20 protein-coding genes are annotated in these 23,358 nt (G+C 61.9%); 19 read left to right on the top strand and 1 reads right to left on the bottom strand.

What is annotated here, in order from left to right:
- The first annotated feature begins 96 nt into the window (after positions 1-96).
- From M1D88_RS10680 to dnaE, 17 genes are all read left to right on the top strand, one after another.
- On the top strand, positions 97-1,656 hold the full coding sequence (locus M1D88_RS10680; protein ID WP_458114494.1) for a UDP-N-acetylmuramoyl-L-alanyl-D-glutamate--2,6-diaminopimelate ligase: 1,560 nt from the start codon (positions 97-99) through the stop codon (positions 1,654-1,656).
- A 6-nt stretch (positions 1,657-1,662) separates the two neighbouring features.
- Positions 1,663-3,150: a UDP-N-acetylmuramoyl-tripeptide--D-alanyl-D-alanine ligase gene (locus tag M1D88_RS10675; protein WP_458110874.1), complete on the top strand. Its 1,488-nt coding sequence runs from the start codon at positions 1,663-1,665 to the stop codon at positions 3,148-3,150.
- Positions 3,147-4,256 (top strand): phospho-N-acetylmuramoyl-pentapeptide-transferase, encoded by a 1,110-nt coding sequence (gene mraY, locus M1D88_RS10670; protein WP_458110873.1) that lies wholly within the window; start codon positions 3,147-3,149, stop codon positions 4,254-4,256. Before M1D88_RS10675 ends, mraY begins: the two co-directional genes overlap by 4 nt.
- Positions 4,238-5,854 (top strand): UDP-N-acetylmuramoyl-L-alanine--D-glutamate ligase, encoded by a 1,617-nt coding sequence (gene murD, locus M1D88_RS10665; protein ID WP_458110872.1) that lies wholly within the window; start codon positions 4,238-4,240, stop codon positions 5,852-5,854. Before mraY ends, murD begins: the two co-directional genes overlap by 19 nt.
- Before the next feature lie 2 nt (positions 5,855-5,856).
- Complete coding sequence (gene ftsW, locus M1D88_RS10660) at positions 5,857-7,176, top strand: putative lipid II flippase FtsW (protein ID WP_458110871.1); 1,320 nt, start codon at positions 5,857-5,859, stop codon at positions 7,174-7,176.
- 7 nt (positions 7,177-7,183) lie between these two features.
- Complete coding sequence (gene murG, locus M1D88_RS10655; protein ID WP_458110870.1) at positions 7,184-8,290, top strand: undecaprenyldiphospho-muramoylpentapeptide beta-N-acetylglucosaminyltransferase; 1,107 nt, start codon at positions 7,184-7,186, stop codon at positions 8,288-8,290.
- 14 nt (positions 8,291-8,304) lie between these two features.
- Positions 8,305-9,678, top strand: coding sequence for a UDP-N-acetylmuramate--L-alanine ligase (murC, locus tag M1D88_RS10650; protein ID WP_458110869.1), 1,374 nt, complete (start codon positions 8,305-8,307; stop codon positions 9,676-9,678).
- Complete coding sequence (locus M1D88_RS10645) at positions 9,671-10,561, top strand: FtsQ-type POTRA domain-containing protein (RefSeq protein ID WP_458110868.1); 891 nt, start codon at positions 9,671-9,673, stop codon at positions 10,559-10,561. Before murC ends, M1D88_RS10645 begins: the two co-directional genes overlap by 8 nt.
- A gap of 189 nt (positions 10,562-10,750) precedes the next feature.
- Positions 10,751-11,983 (top strand): cell division protein FtsZ, encoded by a 1,233-nt coding sequence (ftsZ, locus tag M1D88_RS10640; protein WP_458110867.1) that lies wholly within the window; start codon positions 10,751-10,753, stop codon positions 11,981-11,983.
- Positions 11,984-12,089: 106 nt separating this feature from the next.
- Positions 12,090-12,806 (top strand): polyphenol oxidase family protein, encoded by a 717-nt coding sequence (locus M1D88_RS10635; RefSeq protein WP_458110866.1) that lies wholly within the window; start codon positions 12,090-12,092, stop codon positions 12,804-12,806.
- Positions 12,799-13,536, top strand: coding sequence for a YggS family pyridoxal phosphate-dependent enzyme (locus tag M1D88_RS10630; protein WP_458110865.1), 738 nt, complete (start codon positions 12,799-12,801; stop codon positions 13,534-13,536). The genes M1D88_RS10635 and M1D88_RS10630 overlap by 8 nt, the downstream gene beginning before the upstream one ends.
- 87 nt (positions 13,537-13,623) lie before the next feature.
- Positions 13,624-14,154, top strand: a complete 531-nt coding sequence (locus M1D88_RS10625; RefSeq protein WP_458110864.1) for a cell division protein SepF — start codon at positions 13,624-13,626, stop codon at positions 14,152-14,154.
- A gap of 120 nt (positions 14,155-14,274) precedes the next feature.
- Positions 14,275-14,562, top strand: coding sequence for a YggT family protein (locus M1D88_RS10620; protein ID WP_458110863.1), 288 nt, complete (start codon positions 14,275-14,277; stop codon positions 14,560-14,562).
- Positions 14,563-14,732: 170 nt separating this feature from the next.
- Positions 14,733-15,428 carry a DivIVA domain-containing protein gene (locus M1D88_RS10615; protein ID WP_458110862.1) on the top strand — a complete coding sequence of 232 codons (696 nt, stop codon included), beginning with the start codon at positions 14,733-14,735 and terminating at the stop codon, positions 15,426-15,428.
- A 155-nt stretch (positions 15,429-15,583) separates the two neighbouring features.
- Positions 15,584-16,162 carry a signal peptidase II gene (gene lspA, locus M1D88_RS10610; protein ID WP_458110861.1) on the top strand — a complete coding sequence of 193 codons (579 nt, stop codon included), beginning with the start codon at positions 15,584-15,586 and terminating at the stop codon, positions 16,160-16,162.
- Entirely contained in the window at positions 16,155-17,081 is a 927-nt protein-coding gene (locus M1D88_RS10605; RefSeq protein ID WP_458110860.1) for an RluA family pseudouridine synthase, read from the top strand. Before lspA ends, M1D88_RS10605 begins: the two co-directional genes overlap by 8 nt.
- 35 nt (positions 17,082-17,116) lie before the next feature.
- The gene (gene dnaE, locus M1D88_RS10600; protein WP_458110859.1) at positions 17,117-20,647 is read left to right on the top strand and encodes a DNA polymerase III subunit alpha; all 3,531 of its coding nucleotides are present in this window, start codon (positions 17,117-17,119) and stop codon (positions 20,645-20,647) included.
- A gap of 17 nt (positions 20,648-20,664) precedes the next feature.
- Here the strand turns inward: dnaE and M1D88_RS10595 are convergent, their stop codons facing one another.
- Positions 20,665-21,135 (bottom strand): flavin reductase family protein, encoded by a 471-nt coding sequence (locus M1D88_RS10595; protein ID WP_309105669.1) that lies wholly within the window; start codon positions 21,133-21,135, stop codon positions 20,665-20,667.
- A gap of 164 nt (positions 21,136-21,299) precedes the next feature.
- Here M1D88_RS10595 and M1D88_RS10590 point away from each other — a divergent pair, with 164 nt between their 5' ends.
- Both M1D88_RS10590 and hisD read left to right on the top strand, forming a co-directional pair.
- Positions 21,300-21,806 carry a hypothetical protein gene (locus M1D88_RS10590; protein ID WP_458110858.1) on the top strand — a complete coding sequence of 169 codons (507 nt, stop codon included), beginning with the start codon at positions 21,300-21,302 and terminating at the stop codon, positions 21,804-21,806.
- 74 nt (positions 21,807-21,880) lie between these two features.
- Positions 21,881-23,251 carry a histidinol dehydrogenase gene (gene hisD, locus M1D88_RS10585; RefSeq protein WP_458110857.1) on the top strand — a complete coding sequence of 457 codons (1,371 nt, stop codon included), beginning with the start codon at positions 21,881-21,883 and terminating at the stop codon, positions 23,249-23,251.
- Positions 23,252-23,358: the final 107 nt, after the last annotated feature.

Raw genomic sequence — 23,358 nt, 5'->3', positions numbered from 1 at the left:
GGCCAGAATGCTCCCGCTCGGGACAACACAAATCGGGACGAAACAAGCCGGCACAACACAACACGCGGCTCTTTCCGTCCAGCCTCCGTCAGTGCCGTGGCGCTTGGAAGCCTGGGGGAGGAAATAGGCGTGGTTGTCCCCGAGGCTTCGGTGGCCATCCCCGTCACGGGCATTTCCCTCAACTCACGGACAGTGGAACCTGGGGACGTCTATGTGGCATTGCCAGGCGCTACACGGCACGGCGCCGACTTTGTCGGGCAGGCCGTTTCCACCGGTGCCGTGGCGGTCATAACGGACGACGCCGGTGCTCGCCAGCTTGCCCTGTCGACAGACATCGATGTGCCGGTGCTGATCGCAGAGGACCCCCGCTCGCTGGTGGGCAGGCTTGCTGCCCACGTCTACGGGACCGGCGCAGGCAATGAGGGCACGCCCACCGTTTTTGGAGTGACGGGTACCAACGGCAAGACTACGACGACCTACTTCATCAATGCCCTCCTCAGGAGCCTTGGCATGACGCCCGGGCTGATCGGGACCATTGAAATTCTTGCCGGCGGCGATCCCATCCCCAGCCTGCTGACCACCCCGGAATCCACCGACGTGCATGCGCTCCTCGCGTTGATGCGGGAGCGCGGACTGGACGCAGTCTCCATGGAAGTTTCTTCCCACGCCGTTTCCTTCCACCGCGTCGACGGCGTCATCTTCGATGTCGCCGGGTTTACAAACCTCACCCAGGACCACCTGGACCTGCACGGCACCATGGAGGATTACTTCCTCACCAAAGCTCAGCTGTTCACGTCCAGGCACGCCGCGGCCGGTGTCATCACGGTGGACGATGAGTGGGGCCGGCGGCTCGCGAGAACGGCAGACATCCCGGTCGTCACGCTCTCCACGCAGGTTGGTCAGGGGGCCGCCTATGCTGACTGGAACGTGGTGGAAGCCGTTCCCCGCGGACTCGGCACAGGCTTCAGGCTCCAGCACCGTGATGGCAGGGAGATCCGGGTGCACACAGGATTACCCGGCACCTTCAACGTGTCCAACGCGGCATTGGCCGCCATCATGGTGCTCCAATCCGGCGTGGACCAGGAACGGCTTCAGCAGGCGCTGGACGCTGCTGACCCCTTCAGTACTTCGGTTCCGGGCCGCATGCAGCTCGTGGCGACGTCGCCGGCCGCCGTCGTGGACTTTGCTCATAACCCCGATGCCCTTTCACGTGCCCTGGAGGCGTTACGCCCGTCAACCCCTGACGCACGTCTGATCGTGGTTTTTGGTGCAACGGGGCAACGGGATAAAGGCAAGAGGCCTACAATGGGTGCCATTGCGGCGGGGTCTGCGGACATCGTCATAGTCACGGATGACGACCCCCACGATGAGGATGCAGCCGCAATCCGGACCGATGTCCTTGCCGGTGCGGCAGCCGCGAAAGAAGCTGAAGGGCTGGATTGCGCCATTATGGAGAGCTTCCCCCGCGATGTGGCGATACGGCAGGCAGTTGAACTCGCCCGCCCCCAGGACACAATCCTTGTTGCAGGCAGGGGGCATGAGGTCTGGCAGGAAGTACGGGGGGTCAATCTTGCGCTGGACGACCGCGAGGAACTCCGCGCCGCCTTGACAGCCCGTGGATTCTCGGCTCTCGAAGACCAGCGGATAGAGTCCTAAACCGAGATGATTGCATTAACTGCGGCTGAAATTGCCAACATAACAAACGGCCGCCTGGCCGCCGATCCCGCCATCAAGCCACTTTCTGTCGTGACTGATTCCCGCGAAGCCTCGCCCGGGTCCCTCTACGTCGCGAAGCCGGGGGAAAACGCGGACGGGCATGATTTCGCTGGCGCGGCCTTTGATCGTGGCGCTGTGCTCGCGCTCGTAGAGCATGACATCGCGGACGCCACCGGTAGGCCGTATCCCGCCGTCGTTGTGTCCGACGCCGTGCTTGCCATGGGAGCGCTGGCCGCGGAGTCCGTGCGGCGAATCCGCGCATACCGTGAGGCCGCGGGCGCCAAGCTGACGGTCATTGGCATCACAGGCTCAGCCGGCAAGACCACCACCAAGGACCTGCTTGCGGGGGTCCTGGCCACCGAGGGTAAAACGGTAGCGCCGCAGGGCTCCTACAACGGGGAGGTCGGCGTTCCCCTCACCGTGTTCAAAGCCGATTTCGAAACCCGGTACCTCGTTATCGAGATGGGGGCCACCGGAGTCGGGCACATCCGCTACCTCGCAGACATGGTCCACCCGGACATCGGAGTGGTCCTTGGAGTTGGAACAGCCCACGCAGGAGAATTCGGCGGCGTGGAGAACATTGCCAAGGCCAAGGGGGAGTTGCTGGAAGCACTTCCTGAGGCTGGTATCGGCGTGATCAACCTCGATGATCAGCGGGTGGCCGCCATGGAGAACCGGACGTCATCTTCGGTCCTGGGGTTCTCGGCACAGCCCGACCGGCAGGGCAGGAAGGCAGACGTACAGGCGGTCAACGCCGAAACCAGCGGCGCTGGAAATCCTGAGTTCCTGCTGTCCCTTCCTGGGGAAAGCCAAGGGTTTCCGGTGTCAAGCCAGCTGATCGGGGCTCATCACGTCACCAACCTGCTGGCCGCTGCCACAGCAGCCCACGCTGCAGGCATTGCCGGACCGCAGATTGCCCGTTCCCTCAGTTCACAGACGGCTGTCAGTCGGTGGCGGATGGAACGCACTGAGCGTCCCGACGGCGTTACCATCATCAACGACGCCTACAATGCCAACCCTGAGTCCATGCGGGCGGCCTTGAGGACCCTTGCGGACCTGGGGCAAGGGCGGCGCACCTGGGCAGTCCTTGGAGCCATGCTTGAACTCGGACCCGACTCGATCCGCGAGCACGCCGCCGTGGGCACGCAAGTGGTGCGGCTGAACATCTCCCGCCTTGTCGTGGTCGGCAGGGAGGCCCGGTCATTGTATGTTTCAGCGATCCAGGAGGGATCCTGGGGCGACGAATGTGTTTTCACCGAGACCGCCGATGAAGCGTACGATCTGCTCCAATCTGAACTCCGGCCCGGGGACCTCGTTCTCTTCAAGTCCTCCAACAGCATCGGACTAAGGCACTTGGGCGATCGGATAGCATTACCCCCACATGCTCCGGCAACTGCCACTCCAACCACCAACGAAGGGAGCGAACTGCTGTGATCGCACTGCTGATCGGCGCTGGCCTGGCCCTCCTGTTCGCATTGGTGGGTACCCCGCTGTTCATCCGCCTGCTCGTGCACAAGAGCTACGGCCAGTTCATCCGGGATGACGGACCCACGTCCCACCACACCAAACGTGGCACGCCAACGATGGGCGGAACGGTGGTGGTCTTTGCAGTCATCCTGAGCTATGGGCTGACCCACCTCATCATGTGGATGATGAATCCGCGTTCGCCCGGACCCTCCGCGTCAGCGCTGTTGCTCCTGTTCCTTGCCGTCGGCATGGGCCTCGTGGGCTTCCTGGATGACTACATTAAGATCTCAAAGCAGCGGAGCCTGGGCCTGAACCCTGCCGCCAAGCTCATCGGCCAGGGTGTGGTGGGCGTCGCGTTCGCCATCATGGCATTGGGATTTCCGGATGCGGACGGCGTCACCCCTGCATCAACTCATATTTCGCTGGTACGTGACATCCCGTGGCTTAACCTCGCCTTCGGTGGCACGGTCATCGGCGCTATTCTCTTCGTGATCTGGTCGAACCTGATCGTGACGGCGGCGACCAACGGCGTCAATCTGACCGATGGGCTCGACGGGCTGGCCGCGGGGGCTTCCGTGATGGTCTTCGGCGCTTACACCGTTATGGGAATCTGGCAAAGCAACCAGGCATGTGGCTCGCCACGACAGGCCGGCGCCGGCTGCTATTCGGTCCGTGATCCGTTGGATCTGGCCCTGCTCGCGGCCATCATGAGCGCTGCATTGGTTGGCTTCCTGTGGTGGAACACCTCGCCGGCCAAAATCTTTATGGGGGACACGGGATCGCTCGCCATTGGTGGAGCTGTGGCCGGCTTCGCGATCCTTTCCCGCACTGAACTTCTTCTGGCCTTCATTGGAGGCCTCTTTGTCCTGATCACGCTGTCAGTGATCATCCAGGTGGGCTATTTCAAGGCCACCAAGGGCAAGCGTTTCTTCAAAATGGCTCCGCTGCAGCATCACTTCGAACTCAAGGGATGGGCCGAGGTCACTGTGGTGGTCCGGTTCTGGATACTGGGAGGCCTATGCGTGGCCGCTGGCTTGGGAATCTTCTACGCAGAATGGGTAGTGCTGCTGTGAACGCGCTGATCCGTGGACTGAACCCCGCAGCCCGGTCAGCGAACCTGTTGAGGCTCAAAAGCCTTGTCAGCTGGGATTCAGACTGGGCCGGGCTCCGTGTCGTTGTCACTGGCATCGGCGTATCCGGTTTTGCGGCAGCCGACACCCTCATCGAACTGGGTGCAAGGGTAGTCGTCGTGGATGCCTCAACGAGTGCAAAGGCCCAGGCCCAGGCTGACACCCTGAAGATCGTCGGCGCCGTCGACGTCCTCCTCGGGGAAGATGCCGTTCAGTCCGTACCCAGGGTGGACGGCGCGGTACCTGACCTTATTGTTACCTCGCCCGGCTGGAGGCCTGACCAGGCCCTCCTGGCGGCTGCTGCGCGCGCGCACATCCCCATCTGGGGCGACGTCGAACTCGCCTGGCGGGTACGTGAACGCGCGGGGCGCAAGACGGCGGAGTGGCTTGCCATCACCGGCACCAACGGCAAGACCACCACTGTGGGACTGACAGAGTCCATGCTGCAGGCTGCAGGGCTGAAGGCCATCGCCGTGGGAAACGTGGGAACGCCCATCCTGGATGCACTCCGGGACCCCGTGGAATACGATGTCCTGGCCGTCGAACTCTCAAGCTTCCAACTGCACTGGAGCGAGTCAGTTTCCCCTCTCGCAAGCGTGTGCCTCAACGTAGCCGAAGATCACGTTGACTGGCACGGCTCGTACGATTCGTACCTCGCGGACAAGGCAAAGGTCTATGAGCGGACCCGGGTCGCCTGCATCTACAATGCCGAACAGGTCGAAACCGAAAGGATGGTTGAAAACGCAGACGTCGTGGAAGGCTGCCGTGCCATCGGTTTCACCACAACGACCCCTGCCGTCAGCATGCTCGGTGTGGTTGAAGGGCTCCTGGTAGACCGTGCCTTCATAGCCGAACGCAAGGACAGCGCCGCTGAGCTTGCTGCCCGATCCGATCTCGGCCCGGTTGCGCCGCGCCACATGGTGGCAAATGCCCTCGCCGCCGCCGGCCTCGTGCGGGCGTATGGTGTGGACGCGTCGGCAATCCGCCAGGGCCTACGGAACTACATCCCCGGCGATCATCGCATTCAGCTTGTGGCCCGCTATAACGACGTCCTGTGGATCAATGATTCCAAGGCCACCAACCCCCATGCTGCTGCGGCATCGCTGGGGGCTTTCCAGAACGTCGTTTGGATTGCGGGCGGGCTCTCGAAGGGCGTCAGCTATGACGACCTGGTGCGGGAAAATTCGCACCGCCTCAAAGCTGTGGTCCTCATAGGGGAGGATGTGGCTGACCTATCGGCCGCCCTAGAGCGACACGCTGCGGATGTTCCCGTGATCAGGGCTGAAACGGGTGACACTGACAATACGCAGACTGCCGGAACGGGTGGTGCCTCCACGGGTTCCGGGCCGAACTCCGGCAGGTACGTGATGGCGAAAGCCGTTGCGGCGGCGGCCCAGATCGCCTCACCAGGCGATACCGTGCTCATGGCGCCGGCGGCTGCTTCCATGGATCAGTTCTCTTCCTACGCTCATCGTGGCGACGCTTTCATCGAGGCCGTTAGCGAGCTCGTGGAAGGGCAGGCCCGGACCGGCGAGGAGTAGGAATGGCCAGCACGCCAATACGCACCCCCGGAACGGCCGGCGGGTCAAAGCCGCGGCAGGCTTCGACGGCACGGCAGGCCAACACATCTCTTCCCGTCAAAGTCCGGAATGCATACCGTCGCTTCTGGTCAGTACTTGAGGGGACCGGAACGTCCCGCAACGGCTCCACGTATTACCTCATCCTCGGTTCCACACTGGCCCTTACTGCCATCGGCATCATGATGGTCCTTTCTGCCTCAAGCGTGGAAGCGATCGCGGCAGGGGAATCACCCTATTCCGCTGCCCTCAAACAGGGCATGTTCGCCGTCATCGGCCTGTTCTTTATGTTCATCCTTTCGCGCGTTAATGTCGTCTGGCTCAAGCGTTTTGCCTGGCCCGGAGTGGGCATTGCCCTCGTCCTCCTCATCCTGGTCCAGGTAATCGGCGACGAGGTCAACGGCAACAAAAACTGGATTGATCTGGGCGGCATCACTTTCCAGCCCTCCGAGGCAGCCAAGCTGGCGCTGGCCCTTTGGATGGCCACCGTACTGGCGATGAAAAGGAAGCTCCTCCACCGCTGGCAGCACGCCCTGATCCCCGCTGTGCCCCTGGCCGGCATCATCATCGGTCTGGTTGTCCTGGGCAATGACCTCGGCACGGCCATGATCATCATGATGATTACTGCTGCGGCGCTCTTCTTTGCCGGCGTACCGCTTTACCTTTTCGGCTTAGCTGGACTGGTTGGAGCCGCAGGCACCGCAGCCATGGCACTCACCAGCTCCAACCGCATGTGCCGCATCACGTCCTGGTGGACGGGCGGGGCGTGCACCAACGGCAGCGATGCCAACTACCAATCCACGAACGGCCTCTACGGCCTGGCCTCGGGAGGCTGGCTGGGAGTGGGGCTGGGCCAGAGCAGGCAAAAGTACAGCTGGATCCCGGAAGCCCACAACGACTTCATTTTTGCCATCATCGGAGAAGAACTCGGCCTCGTCGGTACCCTCGTTGTGCTGATCCTCTTTGCCATTCTCGGTGCAGCCATTTATCGGGTTGTGGTCGCCCAGGAAGACATGTTCCACCGGGTACTGGCGGGAACCATCATGGTCTGGCTGTTGGGACAGGCGACCGTCAACATGGCCGTCGTCACAGGCCTGGCTCCCGTGATCGGTGTGCCCCTGCCATTTATTTCCTACGGTGGCTCGGCCTTGCTGATGTCACTATGCGCCATCGGCGTAGTCTTGTCGTTGGCGAGGGCCCAGATGGCACCCGGTATCCAGCCCAAGCGGCTGCTTCCGGGCCAGGCAAAGGCCGGTCGCATAAACTCCCCACGAAAGCGGAAATAGCATTCCAATGAAGCCGAAGTCCTCCTCCCTGTCCGTGGTCCTTGCCGGCGGTGGAACGGCCGGGCATGTCAGCCCGCTCCTTGCCATCGCCAACGCCCTGCGGAAAGCCCGTCCAGAAGCCAGGCTGCTCGCCGTCGGGACGCCAAACGGTATGGAAACGCGGCTTGTCCCGGCTGCAGGAATTGAACTTGCGACCATAAACAGAGTCCCGTTTCCGCGCAAGCCGTCGCTGGATCTCCTCCGCCTGCCTGCACGTCTTGCTGCGGCAGTAGGGCAGGCGGGGAAAATCTTGGACGATGCCGGTGCCGACGTTTTGGTGGGAGTCGGGGGTTACGTCTGCACCCCGATGTACCTCGCTGCCTGGCGGCGCAAAATCCCGATCGTCCTGCATGAAGCCAACACAAGGCCCGGACTGGCAAACCGCATCGGTGCCCGGCTCAGCAACCATGTCGCAGTCGCCTTCGAGCAGACAAGGCTCCAAGGTGCACGGCATGTCGGAATGCCCATGCGTCCGGAGATCTCCGGGCTTGACCGGGCATCAGCGCGGCGGGCGGCGAGGTTGTCGCTTGGGCTGGACCCTGAGCGCCCTACCCTCATCGTCACGGGTGGTTCCTTGGGCGCCCAGAGCATCAACCGCACCATCGCAGCATCTCTTCAGGCATTGGCCGCTGCGGGCATCCAGACGCTCCACATCACCGGCAGGGGAAAGTCCCTGCAGGATTCGAACGGCCGGCGGTTAGAGGCAGCGGGCTACCTGCAGATCGAATACGTGGACGGCATGGAATCCATTTATGCTGCAGCCGATCTGCTCCTTGCCCGCGCCGGAGCCGCCACCGTTTGCGAGGTGGCCGCGGTGGGTTTACCGGCTGTATTTGTTCCCTTGCCCATCGGGAACGGGGAACAGGCCCTGAATGCCTCCGGCCTGGTGAATGCCGGAGCCGCTCTGTTGGTAAACGATAAGAACTTCACCCCCGAGTGGGTCAGCAAGGAGATCATTCCGTTGCTGTCTGATACGGAACGCCTCGGCCGGATGGCCTCACAAGCCCAACAACTTGGTATCAGAAACGCCGACCAGCTGATGGCCGGCCTCGTCCTGGAAGCGGTAAACCGATGAATCAACCAGGGCTGATGACTGAGCCGCGGAAGCAGGAATCCCTCGGCAAGGTCCATTTCATCGGCATCGGAGGAGTTGGAATGTCAGCCGTTGCCCGGATCATGGTTGCCCGTGGGGTGGCGGTGAGCGGTTCCGATGCCAAAGATCTTCCTGTGATGGCCGAGCTGGCAGCTGCAGGGGCGCGCATCGCCGTCGGGTATGGAGCGGCAAACCTCGGGGACGCCGACACGGTGGTCGCCGGATCCGCCATCCGCGAGGACAATCCCGAGCTTGCAGCAGCACGCAACCGGGGCATCGCAGTGTTGCATCGCTCGCAGGCGTTGGCTGCGCTGATGGGTGACGATGACGTGGTGACGGTTGCCGGCACGCACGGAAAATCGACCACTACATCCATGGTGACCGTACTGCTCCAGGGGGCCGGGCTGGACCCATCCTATGCAATCGGTGCCAACGTACCCGCCCTCGGCGTCAATGCCGCCAATGGGGCATCCAAAATCTTCGTTGCCGAGGCGGACGAGTCTGATGGCTCCTTCTTGAACTACCGGCCACGGATCGCCGTGGTGACCAATGTGGAAGCGGATCACCTGGACCATTACGGCACACCGGAGGCAGTCTATGAATCGTTTGACCGGTTCGCGGCGCTCCTTCCGGATGATGGTTTGTTGATCGTCTGCGGAGACGACGACGGCGCACGCGCCCTGGCTGAACGGACAAGGGCAGGAGGCGCAACCCGGGTCCTGCTCTACGGAACTGCTGAGGACTGTGAGGTCCGCTTGCATCACGGCGGTCCGGACGGCATCTGGTTGTCAATGCCTGAGGGACGCTTCAAGCTGGACCTCAAGGTGCCTGGGCTGCACAATGCCCTGAACGCGACAGCGGCCTTTGCCGTGGCCCGTGAACTTGGTGTCCGACCACAGCTGGCAGCCACGGCCCTTGCTGACTTCTCCGGTGCGTCCCGGAGATTCGAATTCAAGGGTGAAGGCCGCGCCGTCCGGGTATACGATGACTACGCGCATCACCCCACCGAGGTGCGCGCGGCATTATCGGCCGCCCGTTCGGTGGCCGGAGCCCATAAGGTGCATGTGCTCTTCCAACCTCATTTGTTCTCCCGCACCCGGGAGTTTGCCCGCGACTTTGCAGAAGCCCTCAACCTGGCCGACACCGCCCTGGTGCTGGACATTTATCCGGCGCGCGAAGATCCTATCCCGGGCGTCAGCAGCCAGTTGATTGCGCAGTACCTTCAGGCAGGCGGCAGGCTTGTAGGGGCCGGAACGGAAGCAGTATCCCAGTTGACGGCGGCGGCCCGACCCGGCGACGTCATCCTGACAGCCGGTGCGGGGGACGTCACAGCTTATGGCCCGCTCATTGTGGAGGCGCTGAGTGGCTAGCACCCGGAGGCCAACGTACAAGCCCTCCGGCAGCAAGCCAAGCTCTGGTAAACCACCCGTTGGCAGCCCGCAAGCCAGTGGTGACCGGAAACGTTCCGGGATTATTTCTGCATCCAAATCTGCGGATGGCCCGGGCGATCAGCCCTCCGCGCCACTCCCGGACAATGTAGTCAACTTTCCCGAGCCCAGGGCCAGGCGGATCAGGCGGAACATCATCATCACGGCCTGCATCGTTGCAGCGCTGGTGGCCGGTCTACTCGCGGCCGCCATCTACTCCCCGGCGCTTGCGGTCAGGACCATCACGGTGCAGGGCACCAAGATGCTGACAACTGAGCAGATCAAGGCGGCGTTGGAACCTCTGGAGGGCAAGCCCCTGCCGCAGGTAAGTGACTCCGAGGTCAGTGCATTGCTCCAGCCACTTGTCCAAATCAAGGGTGTTACGACGCAGGCCAGGCCTCCTTCAGGGCTGCTGGTCCAGGTTCAGGAGCGCGTCCCGGTGGCACTCCTGAAGCAAGGCGAGACTTTTCAACTAGTTGATATCGAGGGCGTCCAGCTCAGCAGCACCACGGATCCGTCCAGTATCCAGCTACCCGTCATCGACGGCGGCGCCGGGGCCATGGGAAAGGATCTGTTCCATGCCATCACAGGTGTGCTTGGTGCCCTCCCGGCCGACGTACTGAAAAAGCTTTCAGATGCCTCGGCAAAGTCCGTGGATGCCGTTGAGCTCAAGCTCGTGGACGGGCAAACCATCGTCTGGGGAAACGCGGGGGAGAAGGAGCTCAAAGCGAAGGTGCTGGAGGCGCTGCTCAAGGCACCGGCTGACCCGAAGAACCCGGTCAGTGTCTACGACGTCAGTGTCCCCAGACACCCCGTAACCCGCTAAACAGCACTATTTCGGGGGTTTTCCTACGACACGCGGTAGTGGTAATTGAATGTGGCAAGCAGAGGAAATAGCGTCACAGGCATGAGTTAGTTGACATAACTATAACCCTCAGGTCGAGGGTTAAGGTTGAAAGCTTCAAGCTAGACTCCATCAGGTTTCGCATCAGGACACGAACAAGGGACACGTAACGTGGCAGCTCCGCAGAATTACTTGGCCGTCATCAAGGTCGTCGGCATCGGCGGCGGTGGCGTGAACGCAGTCAACCGCATGATCGAGGTAGGTCTGCGGGGCGTGGAATTTATCGCGATCAACACAGATGCCCAGGCCCTGCTCATGAGTGACGCTGACGTCAAGCTTGACGTTGGACGCGAGCTGACCCGTGGCCTCGGCGCCGGGGCGAACCCCGAGGTCGGCAAGCAGGCCGCCGAGGATCACGCTGACGAAATTGAAGAGGTCATCCGCGGCGCGGACATGGTCTTCGTCACCGCCGGCGAAGGCGGCGGCACAGGTACCGGTGGCGCCCCCGTTGTGGCGCGGATTGCCCGTTCCCTCGGTGCACTGACAATCGGTGTTGTCACCCGCCCGTTCACCTTCGAAGGCCGGCGCCGTGCAGGCTCGGCCGAGGCTGGAATTGACGCCCTCCGCGACGAGGTCGACACCCTGATCGTCATTCCCAACGACCGCCTGCTCTCCATCAGCGACCGGAACGTCTCTGTCCTGGATGCTTTCCGCTCTGCCGACCAGGTCCTGCTGTCCGGTGTCCAGGGCATCACCGACCTGATCACTACCCCGGGCCTGATCAACCTCGACTTCGCCGACGTAAAGTCCGTGATGCAGGGTGCGGGGTCCGCGCTGATGGGTATCGGTTCCGCCCGCGGCGAGGACCGCGCCGTCAAGGCCGCAGAACTCGCCATCGCGTCACCGCTGCTCGAGGCATCCATTGACGGCGCCCACGGAGTGCTGCTGTCCATCCAGGGCGGCTCCGACCTTGGGTTGTTCGAGATCAACGAAGCGGCCCGCCTCGTACAAGAGGTTGCCCACCCGGAAGCAAACATCATCTTCGGTGCGGTTATCGATGATGCCCTGGGGGACGAAGCCCGCGTAACGGTTATCGCAGCGGGTTTCGACGACGTCAAGGCAACCTCCCCCTCCATGGACCAGACGCCTGCGCAGGCAGCACCGCAGCGGCCGGCAGTGCCGGCATCCGCTCCGGTTGGAGTACCGGCGCAGGCGCCGTCGCCTGTGCAGGCCCAGCCGGTGCACGCCGGGATTGGTGCCTCCGGCCTGAGCAACTGGGGTCAACAGCGGCACTCCGCTGTGCCCGCCGACTCAGGCTTCGACGTCGACCTCCCCTCGGTTGTGGAACCGGACCTCTCCGGGAGCCATTCTGACGACCTGGACGTCCCCGACTTTCTGAAGTAACGCCGGACGTCCTGAGGTGAATCGGCTTCCTGGGGCGACGTAGGCTTAGGCTTCGTGGTAACACGGGGCGCACCCGGCGCCGATCTATTGCTTGAAGGTGTTCTGATTGTTTTCGTGGCGAACCGAAGTCCGTCCCGGCACGTGGGTGGCCTTCACTGACGCCGGGGCGGGGAACCTGGCGTTGCATGTGGGTGATGATCCTGCTGAGGTCAGGCGTCGAAGGGACCTGCTGGAAGCGGCGTCGGGGATCAAACCGCGGCGTTTCCAGTACATGAATCAGGTCCACGGCAGCGATGTCCTGTTCTTGGAAACCCGCGCTGAGGCAAATGGCACAGCCGTCCCTACTGCCGATGGCCTGGTCTCGCGCGGGATGCCCCTGGCGGTGATGGTGGCTGACTGTGTCCCCGTCGTGATGGTGGCTGAGCCGCCGTCGGGTACAGGCTCCCTGCCGATTCTTGCCGCCGTCCATGCCGGACGCCCCGGTGTGGCGGCGGGAATCGTGCCCGGGGCGATTCAAAAGATGCGCGACGCCGGTGCCGCGGACATCCGGGCCTGGATAGGACCCTCGATCTGCGGCTCGTGCTACGAGGTCCCTGGCAGCATGAGGGATAGCGTGACCACCACCGTTCCGGCGGCGTGGTCGGAGACCTCGTGGGGGACGCCCGGGCTGGATCTTCCGGCAGGCGTAAGGAGCCAATTGGAAGCTGAAGGCGTCGCAATCGAATACTCGGGACAATGCACACTGGAGAATGAGTCACTGTATTCCTACCGCCGGAACCGGCACACTGGACGGTTTGCGGGATTGGTATGGACAGATGACTGATCCCTCAGTGCACGTGGACGACTCCAGAACCTCTCAACTCCGGGAACGACTCAATGCGGTCCGCCTTCGGATCGGGAAAGCAACAGCAGCGGCGGGACGTACCGCTGCTCCCGAGCTGATTGTGGTCAGCAAGTTTCATCCCGCCGAGGATGTCCGGCGCCTGGCCTCCTTGGGTGTCATGGACTTCGGAGAGAACAGGGATCAGGAAGCAACAGAAAAATCAGCTCTGCTGGGAGACCTCCCGCTGCGGTGGCACTTTGTGGGCCAATTGCAGAGCAACAAAGCCAAATCAGTGGTGCGCTACGCCCACGCAGTCCATTCGGTGGACCGGCCTCAAATCGCCGGCGCCTTGGCTAAAGCTGTTGCTGCACACCTTGAGGGCTCCGGCCGTGATCCGTTGAAGTGCTTTATTCAGGTCAATCTCGATGACCATCCCCAGGGCCACCGTGGTGGTGCCCTGCCTGCTGACGTGGAGTCCCTTGCCGACCGCCTGGCAGACCTGGAGGGCCTTGAGCTGGCTGGGCTGATGGCCGTGGCGCCGCTTGGCGGTGACCCCCGGCAAGCCTTCGCGAAGCTGGCAGGAATTTCTGCGTCCCTGACCTCAGTCCACCCTCAGGCGACAGGCATTTCCGCAGGGATGAGCCAGGACCTTGAAGCGGCAATAGAATTCGGGGCGACACACCTCCGAATTGGTTCGGATATTCTCGGTTCGCGTCCGGCGTTGGGGTAGCGTCAAAGTACTGGATGAGAATGGCGGGGATTCCGGTACTGTCAAGTCAATTGAGCTGCCCGCTGACGGACACGATAGGAGTCGACCATGGCAGGCGCTCTGCGCAAGACAATGATCTATCTTGGGCTCGCTGATGGCGACGAACACTACGAGTCTGAGCATCACACATCGCACAAGGGTGAGGACAATTCGATGGAGCATGACCGCGAGGAACGCCGCGCACCGGCACCTGTCCGCGAGGTCTCCCGGGAAGCGTCCTACGCCTCCGAAGAGGAGTACCGTGCCCCAGTGACACCTATTAAACGTGCGGCATCGAGTCGCGAAGAAAGCTCCGGGCTCCGCCAGATCACCACAATCCATCCGCGGTCCTACAACGACGCCAAGCTCATCGGTGAGAGTTTCCGTGACGGCATCCCCGTCATCATGAACGTCACCGATATGGGGGAGGGCGACGCCAAGCGGCTCGTCGACTTCTCTGCCGGCCTCGTCTTTGGACTTCGGGGGAGTATCGAGCGGGTCACCAACAAGGTTTTCCTCCTGTCGCCCTCATACATCGAGGTCATCGGGGACGACAAGAAGGCCAGCGAGACCCAAGCCAGCTTCTTTAACCAGAGCTAGAGCAGCCCTGTTATCGGTGCCGGACAGGTCCGCCTGTCTGGCATCTGTGCTGAAATAGACAAGACGACTTCTACAGGACACCTCGGTTTCCGGAATGAACATGGAGATATGAGTTAGCTCATGGGAATTGTTTTCGGTCTTGTCTACCTGGTTCTGTTGTTCTTTTTGGTGGCGCTGATCATCCGCCTGGTTTTTGACTGGGTCCAGATGTTTGCCCGGGAATGGCGGCCCCGTGGGGCCGCCCTTGTGGCTGCCCATGGTGTGTACTCCATCACAGACCCACCCCTGAACCTCCTGCGGCGGTTCATTCCGCCTTTGCGGCTTGGCGGGATCTCCCTGGATCTGGGATTTTTGCTGTTGTTCATTGCGGTGAGCATCGCTATGGCAATCGTCCGGGGTTTCGCGTAATTTTCATAACAGCTTGCGGCTGGCAAGCGGCCCCGAAAACGGGTCACTAAGCCGTGAAAAAACTCTGGTTTGACACTGACGTGTTGAATTAGAGGAACGAGACCATATTTAGGTACCGTAGTTTTGACGGCCGGAAGGCCGCCGACTAACTAGACCAACGAGGTGACCAGATGGCTTTGACGCCAGAAGACGTTGTCAACAAGCGCTTTCAGCCGACCAAGTTCCGCGAAGGCTACGACCAGGACGAGGTTGACGACTTCCTGGACGAAATCGTCGTCGAACTGCGGCGCCTGAACCAGGAGAATGACGAACTTCGTAAGAAGCTCGCAGAAGGCGGTTCCGGCTCGCCTGCGACGTCGACTGTCGCGGCTCCCGTCGTAGAGAAGGTTCCGGCCCCCGTCAAGGCGGACAAAGAAGAGTCCCGCGCCAAGGCCGAAGCCGAGGCGAAGGCTGCTGAAGCCGCACGCAAGCAGGAGTTGGAGAAGGCTGCAGCTTTGGCAGCGGTTCCCGTAGCCGCTCCTGCTGCCGGTGGCATCACGCCAACGGCTGAATCCGCTGCCGGGCTCCTGGCCATGGCTCAGCAGATGCACGACAAGCACGTTGCCGACGGTGAGCAGCAGCGTGACAAGATCATTGCGGAAGCACAGATCGAAGCCAGCAGCCTCGTCAACGACGCGCAGGAGAAGTCCCGCAAGGTCCTTGGTGCACTTGAGCAGCAGCGGTCAGTGCTGGAGCGCAAGGTTGAGCAGCTCCGTGGATTCGAACGCGACTATCGCTCACGCCTCAAGGCCTACATCGAAGGCCAGCTGCGCGACTTGGATGCCCGTGGTTCTGTGGCGGCGCCGGAAGTCGAAGCCAACAACTAATGTTGTAAGAAGTATTCTGAAAGCCGGTGGCTGGGGATTCCTTGGCCGCCGGTTTTTCCATTAAGTCCATCGACACGAACCCACGACAGCACCTGACAGGTCCGTACCCGCGGTCCGTCTCCCAGCGCTTCGCTGGCACCGGAATGAAAGCCCTCATGACTGACGAACTCGCCCCTGACGCTGCGCAACCGTCCCCTGCCAAGCCCAGGCCGCGACGGCTGCGGCTGATGTCCCTGTTTGCCGGTTTCGCTGTATTCGCCTATGTCTTTGACCAGCTGACCAAACTCTGGGTAACCAGCACGATGGTAGAGGGCGAACGCATCCCTGTCCTTCCCCCGCTGCTTCACTGGTACTACATCCGAAACTCCGGGGCCGCCTTCTCCATTGGCGAGAACGTAACCTGGGTTTTCACCATCATCATGTCCGTGGTCTCGATCGCCATCCTTTTCCAGCTCCGGCGGTTGGGTTCGGCCTGGTGGGCACTCGCCTTGGGGCTCCTGCTGGGGGGCGCACTGGGTAACCTGACGGACAGGCTCTTCAGGGAACCTTCGTTTGCCATGGGGCACGTGGTGGACTTCATTCAGTTGCCCAATTTCGCCATCTTCAACATTGCTGACTCGGCGGTGGTTTCCGCGGTGGCAATCATCTGCATATTGACCCTTAAGGGAATAGGCCTTGACGGGTCGCGCCACATCCACACGAACACCAAAAAATCGACGGATCACAGTGCCTGAACGCGTTATAGTGCCCCTTGAGCTCGCCGGGACTCGTGTAGATGCGGGTCTTGCCAAGCTCATGGGCATCTCCCGCTCACTGGCCGCCACCCTCATCGCCGAGGGGAATGTCACGGCGGCAGGCAAAGCTGTCGGAAAGTCCCTCAAACTCTCGCCCGGCACCGTGCTGGACGTCGTCGTGCCTGAACGGCGGGACCCCCTTGAAGTCGTGGAGGAATCCGTGGAAGGCCTGAAAATCCTGCTGGACGACGACGATTTTGTGGTCATCGACAAACCCGTAGGAGTCGCTGCCCACCCGTCTCCGGGATGGGTCGGTCCCACAGTCGTGGGTGGCCTGGCCGGTGCCGGCTACAGGATCTCCACGTCCGGTGCTCCTGAGCGGACCGGTATCGTCCACCGACTCGACGTCGGAACGTCCGGCGTGATGGTGGTGGCGAAGACCGAAGATGCCTACACAGCCTTGAAGCGTGCCTTCAAGGAGCGAACCGTCGACAAGGTCTACCATGCCGTTGTCCAGGGCCTCCCTGACCCGTTGGCCGGCACCATCGACGCACCGATTGGCCGGCACCCCGGTCACGACTGGCGCTTCGCCGTGATTGAGGACGGGCGTCCTTCTGTCACCCACTATGAGGTTCTCGAAGCGTTCGGGAAGGCCTCGCTGGTGGAAGTCCACCTCGAAACCGGACGCACCCATCAGATCCGCGTCCACTTTTCGGCGTTGCGTCACCCCTGCGCCGGCGATCTGACATACGGCGCCGACCCCCGGTTGGCGGCCTCCCTGGGGCTGACCCGTCAGTGGCTGCACGCCCGCCAGCTTGGGTTCGATCATCCCCGGACGGGGGATCGTGTCACTGTGACCAGCGAATATCCGCAGGACCTGGCTCACGCCCTGGAGATCCTGGATTCGGGCCAAGCCTGAAGCAGGTTGTCCGACGTCGGCACTAGAATGATTCGGTGACTTCCAGCAACGACTCGTTTGTCCATCTCCACAACCACACCGAGTATTCGATGCTGGACGGTGCCGCCCGGCTTGGCGACCTCTTCAGCCACACCAAGGAACTGGGGATGAACTCCCTGGCTACCACCGACCATGGATTCGTTTTCGGAGCCTTCGACTTCTGGAATAAGGCCCGCAATGCGGGAGTGAAGCCCATCATCGGCGTGGAGGCCTACCTGACACCGGGTACGGCACGCCAGGACAAAACCCGTGTGCGCTGGGGCGATGGCGGCCGCAATGACGTGTCAGGCGCAGGTTCGTACACCCACATGACCCTGTGGGCCGAAAGCACCCAAGGCATGCACAACCTGTTCCGTATGTCCTCGCTGGCATCGCTGGAAGGCTATCTGTACAAGCCGCGCATGGACCGGGACCTGCTACAGACCTACGGCCAGGGGCTGATCGCCACTACTGGATGCCCCTCCGGCGAAGTCCAGACAAAACTCAGGCTGGGCCTGTACCAGGAAGCCAAGCAGGCGGCATCGGATTTCCGGGACATTTTCGGTGCGGAGAACTTCTTCTGCGAACTGATGGACCACGGCCTCGACATCGAACGGGCCATCCAGGGCGACCTCATCAAGCTCGCCAAGGAACTCGGCCTGCCCATGGTGGCCACCAACGACCTGCATTACACGCATGCAGAGGACTCAGCCAGCCACGCGGCACTGTTGTGCGTCCAGTCGGGTTCCACCATGGCCGATCCCAAACGTTTCAAGTTCGACGCCGACGAGTTCTACCTGAAGTCTCCGCAGGAGATGCGGGCCATCTTCAGCGACCACCCGGAGGCCTGCGACAACACCCTGTTGATCGCGGAACGGTGCGATGTCGAGTTCAATACCAAGGCCAACTTCATGCCAAGGTTCCCCGTTCCTGAAGGTGAGAACGAGGAATCCTGGTTCGTTAAGGAAGTCGAAGCCGGGCTGCAGTACCGGTACCCGAAGGGCATCCCCGATGCCGTCCGCAAGCAGGCCGACTACGAGGTCGGCGTTATTGTGCAGATGGGGTTCCCCGGCTACTTCCTGGTGGTGGCCGACTTCATCAACTGGGCAAAGAACAACGGCATCCGGGTGGGTCCCGGCCGCGGTTCCGGTGCAGGTTCAATGGCAGCCTATGCCATGAGGATCACGGACATCGATCCGCTGGAGCACAGCCTGATCTTCGAGCGGTTCCTCAACCCGGACCGCGTATCCATGCCCGACTTCGACGTTGACTTCGATGATCGGCGGCGGTCCGAGGTTATCAGGTACGTCACTGAGAAGTACGGTGATGAGCGCGTGGCCATGATTGTCACTTACGGCACCATCAAGGCCAAGCAGGCGCTGAAGGACTCCTCACGTGTCCTGGGCTATCCCTTTTCCACCGGCGAACGGCTGACCAAGGCCATGCCCCCGGATGTAATGGGCAAGGGCATCGCCCTCGCCGATGTGCACAATCCTGAAGCCAAGCGTTATTCGGAAGCGGATGAGCTGCGCGAGCTCCTGAAGTCGGACGCCGACTCCCAGAAGGTCTTCGAAATGGCCCTGGGACTTGAAGGGCTGAAGAGGCAGTGGGGCGTACACGCTGCCGGCGTCATTATGTCCTCGGACCCTTTGATCGACATCATCCCGATCATGCGCCGGGAGCAGGACGGCCAGGTCATCACGCAGTTCGATTACCCCACGTGTGAAGGCCTCGGCCTGATCAAGATGGACTTCCTCGGGCTGAGGAACCTGACGATCATCACCGACGCCGTGGAGAACATCAAGCTCAACAAGGGCATTGACCTCGTGCTGGAGGACCTTGAGCTCACGGACAAGGCCTCCTACGAACTTCTGGCCCGCGGTGACACTCTCGGTGTTTTCCAGCTCGACGGCGGGCCCATGCGGTCGCTTCTCAAGCTCATGCGGCCGGACAACTTCGAAGATATCTCGGCCGTGCTGGCGCTCTATCGGCCCGGACCAATGGGTGCCAACTCGCACACCAACTACGCATTGCGTAAGAACGGGCTCCAGGAGATCACGCCCATCCACGCAGAGCTCGAAGAGCCGCTGGCGGAAATCCTGGGCACCACGCACGGCCTGATTGTGTATCAGGAGCAGGTCATGGCCATCGCCCAGAAGGTAGCCGGATACTCCTTGGGCCAGGCAGACCTCCTCCGGCGCGCGATGGGTAAGAAGAAGAAGGAAGAACTGGACAAGCAGTTCGAAGGCTTCTCCCAGGGCATGCGTGACAACGGCTATTCTGACGCCGCCATTAAAGCCTTGTGGGACATCCTGCTTCCCTTCTCCGACTACGCCTTCAACAAGGCACACACCGCCGCGTACGGGGTGATCTCCTACTGGACGGCCTATCTCAAGGCCCATCACCCGGCTGAGTACATGGCTGCCCTGCTCACGAGCGTTGGTGATGACAAGGACAAACTGGCGATGTACCTGAACGAATGCCGGAAGATGGGCATCACTGTGCTTCCCCCGGACGTCAACGAGTCCAGCGTTAACTTCACCCCCGTGGGGACGGACATCCGCTTTGGCATGGCCGCCATCCGCAACGTTGGTGTCAACGTGGTTGAGGCCATGGTGGCTGCCCGGGAAGCAGAGGGTGCCTTCACCTCATTCAAGGACTATCTGCTCAAGGTTCCGGCCATTGTGTGCAACAAGCGGACCATTGAGTCGCTGATCAAGGCCGGGGCGTTTGACTCGCTGGGGCATCCACGCCGAGCACTGGCCATGATTCATGAAGAGGCCATCGATTCCGTCATCACACTGAAGCGCAACGAGGCGATAGGCCAGTTCGACCTCTTTGCCGGCTTCGAGGACCAGGAGCCGGAAGCGTCCCTCACCACCGAGATTCCTGACCTGCCGGAATGGGAAAAGAAGGACAAGCTCTCCTTTGAACGAGACATGCTGGGCCTTTACGTCTCGGATCACCCTTTGCAGGGCCTGGAGGGCTTGTTGAGCCAGCACGCCGACCAGACCATCACATCAGTGATCGGTGAGGACGGACCCAACGACGGCGCCATCATCACTATCGCCGGCATGATCACGTCTTTGAGCAGGCGCATAGCCAAAGCCAGTGGAAATGCCTACGCCCGCGCCGAAGTGGAGGACCTTGGCGGATCCATGGAGGTGATGTTCTTTGGCCAGGTATACGGCCCCATCGCCTCAGTGCTCGCCGAAGACCTGATCGTTGTGGTCAAGGGCCGGCTGCAGAAACGCGACGACGGTGCTGTCACGCTGAACTGCATGGAGCTGTCCGTCCCGGACCTCAGCGATAACATGAACGGTCCCGTTGTCATCACCATGCAGACCCATAAAGCAACCGAAGCTGTCGTCACCGAACTCGGCGATGTGTTGCGAACCCACCGCGGAACGTCCGAGGTCCGGCTGCTGCTCCAGGGGGATACAAGGGTAGAGGTGATGGGCCTGCCGGTTCATCTCCGGGTCAACCCGACGCCGTCGTTGTTCGGGGACCTGAAGGTGCTACTGGGGCCAACCTGCCTGGACAACTAGTGCCGAGTCAGTCCGAATCAGATCTCATAATCCAGGGGGACGGGCTGGCCATATCCGCCCGAGTGGTAGAGCAGCGGCGAGCCATCCTCGCCCACCTGGCCGTCCACGACCTCAACGACCACTACGGCGTTGTTCTCGAAGGAGAGCCGCATCTGGATCTTGCCGATCAGCCAGCCCGTCACATCCTTCAGAATAGGCACGTCGTGTGGTCCGAGCGCCCAGTGGTCGCCCTCGAAGCGGTCCTTGGTTCGTGCGAACCGGTCAGCGAGGGGCTGGTTTTCAAGTCCGAGCATATGCAGCCCGATATGCGAAGTGTTCGCCACCGCGGGCCAGGAACTGGAGCTGCGGGCCATGTTGAAGGTGAAACGGGGCGGCTTGGCCGAGAGCGAAGCGACTGACGTTGCCGTGAAACCGAACGGAACGCCGTTGTAATTGACGGTGATAATGGACACACCGGCAGCGTGGCGGCGGAACATTTCCCGGAACATGCCCTCGAAGGCTGCCTCATTTGGGGCCACTGTGATCGAACTCCCTGCTTCTGAACGTAAAAATCCCGGTTCCCAGCCTATCCGGCGCTGCGGGGGATCGTTCCGCCGGTGCCGGCCGCTCCCCGGTTGTTATAGAAGGGCGATCCTTTGTTAGCGTTTCCCTCATGAAACAGCCAGCGACGCCCCGCACCGCTCCCCGTAGGTGGACCGCGGTCATCGCGCCGGCGCTCATCCTGCTTGCCGGGATCCCGCTCGGCGTCGCCTGGTGGCTGCTTGCCCCCAGCGGCCTTAATCTCCTGAGCGGAGATCCCGGGCTGGCATCCGGGATGAACACCACCGGATGGCTGCCCCGGGACCTGGTCCTGGCCGGGCTCCTCCTCTTGGGCGGGTGCATGACCGGAGTACTGATTTCCGGAAAGGACGGGCCGACAGTCCGGAACATAGTGATCGCTGTGCTTTGCGGAGCGGTTGCATCGGTGATCGCCTGGCGGGTGGGGATCCTCGCAGCAGAGTGGTGGGGAACGGCAGAGGATGCATCAGCTAATCCAAGCATCGCTTTCTCGCTGCGGGCCTACCCGGTGCTTCTTGTGTGGCCGGCCGCCACAGCGCTGTCGGTCTTTGTCGTCAATCTCGTGAGTCTTATGCGCCGGCCGGCAGAGATCGCTGACTGACGCTTTTGGTTGCCTTTGTGTCTTCGTCCTGTCGGCGGCGCGGCCCCGCCGGAGTTAGCCCGTAAAATGTTCGGGTGACCTCTTCTCCAGACACCACCCAGAGCGCCCCTTCGCCGACGCTGAATTTCCGCAGCGTTGATCTCCGGGGTCAGGTTCTCTCCTTGGCCGAGTTGCGTACGGCCATGCCGCGTGCGCAGGGCAGCACTGCCGACGACGCTGAGCAGAAGGTACTGGAAATCATCAGCGACGTCCGCAGCAGGGGATTTGATGCCCTCAGGGACCTGGCCAGGTTATTCGACGGCGTTGAGCAGCGTCATCCGAGGGTCCCGGCGGAAGAACTGCAACGCGCACTGGAGAACCTTGATCCTGAGGTCAGGTCCGCTCTCCAGGAGTCTATTAGCAGGGCACGCCGGTTTGCGGAAGCCCAACGGCCGGCCAGTATCGACGTCGAGCTTGGCGAGGGGGCGGTCGTAAGCCAGAACTGGGTTCCGGTTGCCAGGGTGGGCCTTTATGTTCCGGGCGGTCTTGCCGTCTACCCCTCTTCGGTGATCATGAACGTTGTGCCCGCGCTGGCGGCAGGAGTCGAGTCAATAGCCCTGGCCTCGCCACCCCAGAAGGATTTCGGTGGGCTCCCGCACCCCACTATTCTTGCGGCAGCTGCCCTGTTGGGCATCGACGAGGTGTATGCCATCGGTGGTGCCCAGGCCATCGCCGCGTTCGCCTACGGAATTCCCGGCGGGTCCACAGGGCCTGCACTCGATCCGGTAGATGTGGTGACCGGGCCTGGAAACATCTTCGTGGCTACAGCAAAGCGCCTGGTGAAGGGGGTAGTCGGGATTGATTCCGAGGCCGGAACCACGGAAATCGCCATCCTCGCAGACGCCAGTGCTACTCCGGCCCTGGTGGCAGCGGACCTGATCAGCCAGGCGGAACACGATCCCAAGGCCGCTTCCGTGCTGATCACTGATTCCGAACCCCTCGCCGCCGCAGTCCGTGCAGAGCTTGCATTGCAGGTCGCTGCCACAAAGCACAGCAACCGTGTGCGTAAGGCGCTCTCGGGTCCCCAGTCCGGAGTGGTTCTGGTCGACGACATCGGACAAGGCATCGCCGTCTGTGACGCTTACGCTGCCGAGCACCTGGAGATCATGACGGAGGACGCTGCATCTGTAGCGGCGCGTATCCGCAACGCGGGGGCCATCTTCGTGGGAGATTTCAGCCCGGTGAGCCTTGGTGATTACTGTGCAGGATCAAACCACGTCCTTCCGACCAGCGGCACGGCCGCGTTCTCTTCCGGCCTCAACGTCACCACTTTCCTGCGTGCTATCCAAGTGATCAATTACAGCAAATCAGCACTGCGCGATGTCAGTGGCCACATCCTTAGCCTGTCGGATGCAGAAGACCTCCCCGCCCACGGCCAGGCGGTAACAGCGCGTTTCGCGGATTAGTCCAAAAAGCAAAAGCAGGCGGCCGATTGCCCTTGCTTTTACCATATGTAGTAATTACAGCCTTGTTATTCCGCTAGATGTAGTCGTAAACTGAAGGCGGACGAGGG

It is taken from the genome of Arthrobacter sp. R1-13, assembly GCF_054161475.1.
This window is presented reverse-complemented; position numbering and strand designations above follow the sequence as displayed.

Coding starts and splice junctions, on each gene's coding strand:
- M1D88_RS10675 (WP_458110874.1), top strand. CDS start 1,663: ATGATTGCATTAACTGCGGCTGAAATTGCCAACATAACAAACGGCCGC.
- murD (WP_458110872.1), top strand. CDS start 4,238: ATGGGTAGTGCTGCTGTGAACGCGCTGATCCGTGGACTGAACCCCGCA.
- ftsW (WP_458110871.1), top strand. CDS start 5,857: ATGGCCAGCACGCCAATACGCACCCCCGGAACGGCCGGCGGGTCAAAG.
- murG (WP_458110870.1), top strand. CDS start 7,184: ATGAAGCCGAAGTCCTCCTCCCTGTCCGTGGTCCTTGCCGGCGGTGGA.
- murC (WP_458110869.1), top strand. CDS start 8,305: ATGACTGAGCCGCGGAAGCAGGAATCCCTCGGCAAGGTCCATTTCATC.
- M1D88_RS10630 (WP_458110865.1), top strand. CDS start 12,799: ATGACTGATCCCTCAGTGCACGTGGACGACTCCAGAACCTCTCAACTC.
- M1D88_RS10625 (WP_458110864.1), top strand. CDS start 13,624: ATGGCAGGCGCTCTGCGCAAGACAATGATCTATCTTGGGCTCGCTGAT.
- M1D88_RS10620 (WP_458110863.1), top strand. CDS start 14,275: ATGGGAATTGTTTTCGGTCTTGTCTACCTGGTTCTGTTGTTCTTTTTG.
- M1D88_RS10615 (WP_458110862.1), top strand. CDS start 14,733: ATGGCTTTGACGCCAGAAGACGTTGTCAACAAGCGCTTTCAGCCGACC.
- lspA (WP_458110861.1), top strand. CDS start 15,584: ATGACTGACGAACTCGCCCCTGACGCTGCGCAACCGTCCCCTGCCAAG.
- M1D88_RS10595 (WP_309105669.1), bottom strand. CDS start 21,135: ATGTTCCGGGAAATGTTCCGCCGCCACGCTGCCGGTGTGTCCATTATC.
- M1D88_RS10590 (WP_458110858.1), top strand. CDS start 21,300: ATGAAACAGCCAGCGACGCCCCGCACCGCTCCCCGTAGGTGGACCGCG.